This is a genomic window from Longimicrobiaceae bacterium (assembly GCA_035936415.1).
Lineage (GTDB): Bacteria > Gemmatimonadota > Gemmatimonadetes > Longimicrobiales > Longimicrobiaceae > JAFAYN01.
Genome location: DASYWD010000016.1, coordinates 1 through 7,891 on the forward strand (window position 1 = coordinate 1; position 7,891 = coordinate 7,891).

7 protein-coding genes are annotated in these 7,891 nt (G+C 72.3%); 6 read left to right on the top strand and 1 reads right to left on the bottom strand.

Translation table 11 applies throughout. The features are described 5' to 3' along the window. Nucleotides 1-17: 17 nt before the first annotated feature. Nucleotides 18-2,162 (bottom strand): TonB-dependent receptor, encoded by a 2,145-nt coding sequence (locus tag VGR37_00800; GenBank protein ID HEV2145932.1) that lies wholly within the window; start codon nucleotides 2,160-2,162, stop codon nucleotides 18-20. Nucleotides 2,163-2,366: 204 nt separating this feature from the next. Here VGR37_00800 and VGR37_00805 point away from each other — a divergent pair, with 204 nt between their 5' ends. The 6 genes from VGR37_00805 to VGR37_00830 all read left to right on the top strand — a co-directional run. Continuing rightward, complete coding sequence (locus VGR37_00805) at nucleotides 2,367-3,146, top strand: DUF4331 family protein (protein ID HEV2145933.1); 780 nt, start codon at nucleotides 2,367-2,369, stop codon at nucleotides 3,144-3,146. A gap of 21 nt (nucleotides 3,147-3,167) precedes the next feature. Next, nucleotides 3,168-3,842, top strand: a complete 675-nt coding sequence (locus VGR37_00810) for a DUF4331 family protein (protein ID HEV2145934.1) — start codon at nucleotides 3,168-3,170, stop codon at nucleotides 3,840-3,842. A 68-nt stretch (nucleotides 3,843-3,910) separates the two neighbouring features. Further along, nucleotides 3,911-5,233 (top strand): tetratricopeptide repeat protein, encoded by a 1,323-nt coding sequence (locus VGR37_00815; protein ID HEV2145935.1) that lies wholly within the window; start codon nucleotides 3,911-3,913, stop codon nucleotides 5,231-5,233. A 252-nt stretch (nucleotides 5,234-5,485) separates the two neighbouring features. Next, a complete protein-coding gene (locus tag VGR37_00820; GenBank protein ID HEV2145936.1) occupies nucleotides 5,486-6,748 on the top strand; it encodes a hypothetical protein in 1,263 nt (420 codons plus the stop codon). A 226-nt stretch (nucleotides 6,749-6,974) separates the two neighbouring features. Then, the gene (locus VGR37_00825) at nucleotides 6,975-7,619 is read left to right on the top strand and encodes a sigma-70 family RNA polymerase sigma factor (protein HEV2145937.1); all 645 of its coding nucleotides are present in this window, start codon (nucleotides 6,975-6,977) and stop codon (nucleotides 7,617-7,619) included. After that, nucleotides 7,616-7,891, top strand: a 276-nt coding sequence (locus VGR37_00830) for a hypothetical protein (GenBank protein HEV2145938.1), incomplete at its 3' end; no start/stop codon positions are given. The genes VGR37_00825 and VGR37_00830, both read left to right, overlap by 4 nt.

Sequence of the window (7,891 nt, forward strand, 5' to 3'; positions counted from 1 at the left end):
GCCCCCCCCCCCGCCGGTCAGAACCGGTACTCCACTCCCACCTGGATCGAGCGGGGCGCCCCCGGCGTGAAGTGGAGCTCGCCGATTCCTCCCGGCTCCGACCGGAGCCTGGACGTCGTGGCGAACTGCGCCTCGTTCCACTGCGCATCCAGCAGGTTGTCCAGCGCTGCCACGAGCCGCACGGCTCCCACGGCCCAGCTGCCGAATGCTTCCCACAGGGTGTATCCACGTGCCGTGACGGAGCCGTCCTCGCTGGCCGGCCGGCGGCCGACGTAGCGGAAGCGCAGCCCCCCCTCCGCGGCGCCCAGCTCGCGAACCGTGAGGCCCCCGGCGGCGGTTCGGCTCGGGGCGAGCGGGATCCGGTTCTCTCCGTCCGGGAGGTCGCGGTAGCGTCCGCGCGCCAGGTTCAGGTCGGCGTCGGCCCAGAGCCAGGAGGCGAGGCGGACCCTCCCTTCCAAATCCACTCCGATCCGGCGGGTGCGGCCGTTCGCCTCGGTGACCCCCTCGTCCCCCACGTACACGAGCTCGCTTTCCAGCTCCAGCCCCCACACCGCCGCCGCAACGCTCCCCCCGCGCCAGCTGTGGCGCGTCCCCAGCTCCGCCCCCAGGGCCCTGGGGAGCACCTCGTCCGTGTGCCTGCTCCCGAGCACGTCCCGGGCGTCGTTGGAGTGGAAGCCGGAGCCCAGGTTCGCGAAGAGCGCGGCGGAAGGGGTCGCCTGGAGCGCCAGGCTGGCCCTGGGGCTCAGCACGCCCTTCCAGCGTACGCCGGACCCGGTCGGCGTCACGGTTTCCCCCGGCCCCAGCCTGTCCTGGACCGCGAAGCGGAAGAGGTCGGCGCGCGCGCCGAGCTGCAGCCGGACGCGCGGAGAAAGCTCCACGTCGCGCTGCGCCCACGTGAAGAAGCTGGCCTGCCGGATCCCCGCGTCCACCCGCGGGTCGAGCCGCTCGCGCTCCGCCTGGTGGAACAATCCGACGCGGGCGAAGTCCGCACGGGTCCCCGCTCCCGCCGCCCACCGCCCGGCTAGCCCCAGCAGCGGGGCGGCCCGCCCGTAGCTCCCATAGACTCCCCCCAGGTGACGGTCGTCCGTCTGCTCGATGCCGTCCCCGTTCTCCGCGTCGTCGAGGAAGAAGGTGAAGTTGGAGAAGAGCCGGAAGTCGTAGCGCGCCGCGAACGCCCGCACCTCCCAGTGTCGGTCGTCTCCGGAGCGCGACCGGAGCCCCACGTTGACGTCGTACCGTTCCGTGCTCCCCCCTTCGGACGGGTCTATCGAGCCGAAGCGCCCGATCTGCCCCGAGCGGACCGCGCGCTCCGGAACCTGGCCGGACTGGTCCCAGCGAGCCCCGAAGCCCGACGCCGAGGCCACCAGCTCGGCGTCGCGGGAGAGCGGGGCCGTGAACTTTCCGAAGAGGTTGAAGCGGCGGTATCCCTGCGGCTCTTCGAACGGCCCCCGGGTGGCGTGCACGGCGGCCGCGGCGAATCCCCCCGCGCGCGACGCATCTCCGCCGAAAGGCACCATCCCCGTCAGGCGGGCCGTACGGAAGCTCCCGTAGCGGGCGGCCGCGACCGGGGATCCAATGCGGTCGCGGGTGTGGAACACCACGGCGCCCGCGGTCGCGAAGTCCCCGTCGCGGGCGTCGTACGGACCCTTGCGCACCTCCACCCGCTCCACGACCTCCGGCATCAGGAAATGAAGGTCGGCGTAGCCCTGCCCGTGGCCGTGGGACACCATGTTCACCGGGCTTCCGTCCACCGACATGGCGACGTCGGTGCCGTGGTCGGCGTCGAAGCCGCGGAGGAAGATCTGCTCCGCCTTGCCGCCCCCGCCGTGCTGCGCGATCACCAGCCCGGGCACGAGCCGCAGCAGCTCCTGGGACGAGTCGCGCGGGCGGAGCCGGAGGTCGAGGTCCCGGGCCTCGCGCGAAGAGGCGGCGGAGTAGCTCCGCTCCGCGGTGACGAGGAGCGGCTCCAGCGTGAGCCCCTCCGGCGCCCCCCTCGCGGAGTCCGCTGCCGGCGCCCGCCGGGGGGTGGGCCCGGGCAGCGTGTCGGCTGGCGCGGGGGACGCGGCGGGCGGTGAGGCTCCGGTCTGCTGTGACGCGAGCGGCGGGGGAGACGCGAGGGCGACGACCAGAAACCCGGATACGAGGGCGGACCTCGGGTCCATATCAGCTCCTGCCGGACGGTGGTGGGGTGGCGCTCCGACAGGTGTACGCGCGGTCCCGCCGACCGGATCTCTCCCGGTCGGCCCGCCAGGCTCCTCGGCGCGGGTCACGTGACGCGGCACAGAGATCCGATCGCGTGCCGGCGTACGTATGACCTTGTGACGGGGACAAACCCCGCGCGTACCCTCATCCGACTGGAGGCACCGATGAAAATGCCGAAGTTGTCCCGCTCTTCCCGAGCGGTCCCTCTGCTGGTGGCCGTGGGACTGGCGGGCACGGCGATCTACGTCGGGGAGTCCCGGGGCTCCGACCACGTGGACACCGCCGAGGTGGAGCTGAGCCCCACGCTTGACCTGAACGACGTGTACGTGTTCCCCGGCTCCAGCGACGGCCGCATCGTGCTGGTGATGGACGTGGCCTCGCCGATCAACGCCCTCGGGCGGAACGTCCGGGGCTTCGACCCCAACGCGCTGTACCAGTTCAAGATCGACAACAACGGGGATGCACGGGAGGACCTGGTGCTCCAGTTCCTCTTCGACGAGATGACCAACGGCACGCAGCGGGTGAACGTGCTCGGGCCCGCGGCGCCCAACAATGCGCCGGGCGACACCACGGGGATGCTGAACCGCCTGATCGCCTCGCCGGTCTCGGCCGGCAACCCGTTCAACCAGAACTTCACGACCGCCAACGGGATGCAGGTGTTCGCGGGCCCGCGCAACGACCCCTTCTATCTCGACTTCGAGCAGTTCGTCCAGATCCTCCCGGACCGCCGGCCGGCGACCTTCCTGACCGGCGTGGCCACGGACGCCAAGATGCCCACGGCCTTCTGCGGCGCCGCGCCGCCGTTCGACGTCAGCTGCCAGCCCAAGGACTTCTTCGCGGGGGCGAACACGCTCTCGATCGTGGTGGAGATGCCGGAGTCCATGCTGAACCCGGGGACCGGCGCCAACGCGAAGCTCGGGATCTGGGCCACGATCGGCCGCTGAACCGGGACCGATAAAACGTTCATGAGCCACTCGAAACAGGGGAAGAGCAAGATGAGGATACTGAAGAAGGCTGCGACGTTCGCGGCCGTGTTCGCCCTCGCGGCGCTGGGCGCCGCGTGCGACGGGGAGGACACTCGCACGCTGGTGGAGGTGCAGAAGCCCGACACCGTGCGGATCACCATCCGGGACACCGTCCGCGTCGGCAACCAGAGGCTGGTCTTCAACCAGATCGAGCGCCTGGGCAATCCGCTGGTCAGCGAGGTGACTCTGGAGAAGCGCCTCCACAGCTTCTACAACACGACGAATCCGCGCACGGACGTGCGGTTCTTCAAGGACGACGTCAAGGGGTTCATCACCGGGGTGGCCGGGCGCGACCCCGCATACGCGGAAGCGGTCGCCAGCGCGCTGCTGCCGGACATGCTCGCCGTCTTCCCGAACCGCGCCGCCGGGGTCACCGCCGCGAACGCGGACGATTCCGCCCTGGTGGGATGGCTGACCCACGTCCTCGCTCCGAACAACACGGGCTACGGCGGGCGCAAGCTGGACAACGACGATGCCGTGGACAAGGGCCTCAGCGTCATCTTCGGGGCCGCGCTGGGGAACATGAACAACGTGAGCCCGGGGCTCACGACCGACAACGTCCCGGATCCGCAGCAGGACCCGAACACCTTCCCGTACGTGGCCCCGCCCCTCTGAGTCGAGGCGCGTGGGAGGCCCCCCGCCCCGACTGGGGCGGGGGAGACCCGGTTCCGGAGGAGACAACGATGATTTCACGCAGGTCCGCACTGCTGACGACGGCAGTGACGATCGTGGCGCTGGGCGGAGCGGGGTGGGCGGGAATGCGGCTCTCCGGCACGCCGGCCGAGGCGGCGCCGGTCCTCCCGGCCGCGCTCGGAGGCGAGATGTCGGACGTGGAGGTCACCAACCGGCAGATCGCCTTCTACGAGGAGCGCGTCGAGGGCGACCCTCGGGCGGCCGCCGACAGGGCGGCACTCGCGGGCCTGTACCTGCAGCGCTCGCGGGAGACCGGGGAGTTCGAGGACTTCCGCCGGGCGGAGCGCCTGGCGCGGGAGTCCCTGGGCATCCGCGTGAAGATGAACTCCCGCGCGGCCCGCATCCTCACCGCGAGCCTCCTGGCCCAGCACCGCTTCGCGGAGGCGCTGGAGGCGGCCCAGGAGCTCGTGCGCGTCTGGCCGGAGGACCCGGCGCACCGGGCGCTTCTCGCCGAGATCCAGATGGAGCTGGGCGAGTACGATGCTGCGCGGCGCACGCTCGGCTCGCTGGAGAGCGCCCGCGAAAACCTGGCGGTCGCTCCGCGCCTCGCGCGCTGGGCGGAGGTGACCGGCCGCCCGGCGGAGGAGCGGCAGATTCTCTACGCCACGGCCGACCGGGCGCTGTACCGGACCGACCTTCCCCGGGAGCAGGCCGCCTGGTACTTCCTGCGGGTCGGGGAGCACGAGCTCCGGTTCGGGCGCCTGGACGAGGCAGAAAAGGCGTTCCGCGACGGGCTGCAGGTGGAGCCCTCCGACTTCCGGCTGGTCTCCGCGCTCGCCCGAGTGGAGGCGCATCGCGGAAACTGGCGGCGTGCGGTGGCGTACGGCGAGGCGGTCGGCGATGCCGCCGACATCCGGACCCTGGGCGCCATCGGCGACGCCTATGCGCAGCTGGGCGACCGGGACGCCGCCGAGCGCTACTACGACAGGGTGGAGAAGGCCGCGGCCGACAACCCGGAGCCGTTCAACCGGCAGTGGACGCAGTTCCGGCTGGACCATGACCGCCACGTCCCGGAGACACTGGCGATCCTCCAGGAAGAGATCCGCACCCGCCGCGACGTCCTCGGCTACGACATGCTGGCGTGGGCGTTGTACAGGTCGGGGAGGTACGCGGAGGCGCGGGAGGCGATGTCGGGGGCGCTGCGGATGGGCACCCAGGACGCAACCCTTCACTTCCACGCGGGGATGATCGAGCGGGCCCTGGGGAACCGGGAGGCGGCGCGCCGGCACCTGGAGCACGCGCTGGAGCTGAACCCCCGCTTCCATCCGACCTTCCCGGCGGAGGCACGCGCAGCCCTGCGGTCGCTGCGGTAGGTGCGCTGCCGGTCCGCCGGCCAGACCGACCCCGGACCGACAGCCAGGCCACAGATCCGATCCGGCGGATCGCGGCGTATACCCCCACAGGGGGGCAGGGCAGGTCCCCGGGCGCTGAGCATGCCGGGAGGGAGAGGGCGGTCGGGCGGCGGTCCACCGTCGGGCGAGAGTCCCGCGACCAGCACTTCTCGCCATGGGTCCCCCGGCGCTTCATGCGCCGATGACGTTCACCTGGTTCGCGGAGAGGCATTGATGAAACGATTGCTGACGTCCGCCGTCGTGGTACTGGTGGTGGGTTCGGGGAGCGAGGCCGAGGCGCAGGAGATGATGCGGAGGGCGAGCCGCTTCGACCTGGGGGTCTACGGGGGGGGGGCGTACACGACGCCGTGGTTCAGCAGCCAGTCCGGCACGGTGTCCGGCGGCACCTTCACCGCGACGGGAGAGGAGGAGAGCTTCGCCATCGGCTTCGCGCCCATCTTCGGGGCGAACGCCACCTACTGGGCGACGCCGAACTTCGGCCTGCGCCTCCACGGCGCGTACATGCCCTCCGACCTGCCGGAGGCCGGCAACGACGGCGGCGGCACTGGGAACGGGGGCGACGACAGCGGCTACGTGCTGAACAACTACTTCTACGACCTGAGCCTGATCTTCCGCCTGCCGGGGCTCCCCCTGCTCTCGACGCTCTCCAGCAACCTGTACGGCTGGGCGGGCGGCGGCGGGCTGACCAGCAACCTCGCGGGCGAGACGGGGCCACGCGGAGAGGTCTGCCAGCCGCGGCTCCTGCGGGAGGGCGCATGCCTCACCTACGACCCGGAGTTCGCCTCCGTCGGGCAGGGGGTGGTCGGCATCGGCGGTGACGTGGTCTCGCTCACGGCCAACCTGGGGGTGTTCTTCGAGGCGGCGGCCCACATCTACGACTCGCCGGTCCACGTGGGCGACGCCTTCGTGCCGCCGGTGCGCGTCCCCACGGGAGGCACGGCGCGGGTGGCGAACGACCGCTACGCGGTGACTCCCCGCCTGGTCCTGGGGATCAAGGCGGCCTTCGGGGAGTTCGGCGGCGCGCCGATGGTGGCCCCGCTGCCGCCGGTGGTCGCTCCGCCGCCCCCGCCGCCGCCGGCCGCGCCCGCGATGCAGACGATCCGGGTGTGCGTGGTCGAGGGGACCGCGCTGCGCGAGGTGGAGGCGATGTACAACCCGGCCACGGGCGACACCATGGTGGCGGGCCAGCGCTTCTCGATGGCCTTCCCGGCCACGGCTCCGGCCTACGCGGCGGGCGCGACCTGGTTCATCAACAACGAGCCGATCATGATGAACCGTCGGCGCTACGTGAAGTTCGGCCTGCCGCGCGTGGTCTCGCCGACCGACGTGAGGCGCATCGGGGAGCACCAGGGCGTGGGCGTCTTCGCGGACGCGACTGCCACGGGCACGCCGGACGTGATCTACATCCCGGTCCGGCCCGGGTGCGAGTTCCAGCCCTACCAGTACGAGGTCCCTGCCCGCGGCGTACGCGGGTGAACGACAGCTTTTCGGCAGCGCGGCCGTAGCCGAGAACCCCGACCCTTACCCCCGCCAACCGAGTCCGGCGGGCACGGGTGAGGCTATGGTCCGTCGGCCGGGCGGGGTGCGCGCGCCCCGCTCGGCCGGTTCAGCTTCCCTCCGGCGCACTCTCTGCTCCCCCGTGGTGCGGCGCTTGCATAAGGTGTGTCCCGAGTTGTCCGGGACCCGCTGAGCGCCTACATTCATGGATCCAACTGCGCAGTTCCCCGCGTATACTTCAACAGGGTCCCCGACAGCGGAGCGCTCCGGGCGCCTGCCTCCGGGGCCCGCCGACGACCGCGCGCTGGTCCGCGGCATGGCCGCGGGCGACGAGGCGGCGCTGGCGGCGCTCTACGACCGCTGGAGCACGCTGGTGCACTCGGTGGCGGCGCAGGCGGTGGCGAACCCGGACGATGCGGCGGAGGTGGTGGGGGAGGTGTTCTGGCAGGCGTGGAGGCAGGCGGGGAGGTACCAGGAGGGGAGGGGCGCGGTCTCCACCTGGCTGGCGATGATCGCGCGGAGCCGGGCGCTGGACCGGGTGCGGGCGCGCCGCCGTGTGCGGGAGACGGAATCGCCCGCGGCGCCCGGCGCGCTCCTGGCGGTTGCGGCGGAGGGCGATCCCCTGCAGGGCGCCGAGACGGCGGAGCGGCGCGACCTGGTGGCGCTGGCGCTGGACACCCTCCCCTCGGACCAGCGCGAAACGATGGAGCTGGCGTATTTCCGGGGTATGAGCCAGTCGGAGATCGCGGCGCACACCGGCCAGCCCCTGGGAACGATCAAGACCCGGGCACGGCTCGCGCTCCGGAAGCTCCGGGAGCGATTGTCCGTCCTGAAAGAGGCAGCTCATTGACGTCGAACCCGCCCGAACACGACCGGGTCCAGGGGATCCTCGCCACGCTCGCGGGGCCCGAGCGCGACGCGCTGCTCGCACACCTGCGGGCGTGCGGCGAGTGCTCGCGCTCACTCGCCGCGGTGCAGGACGAGCTCCTCGCCGCCCTCTACCTTCCGCAGCCGCGCCCCATGGACGCGGAGCGGCAGGAGGAGGTCCGCGCGCGCCTGCTCGCCCGCGCCGGGGGCGCGGAGGACGCGGCGGCCCCCCGTCGGCGTGCCCGCCCCGTGGGC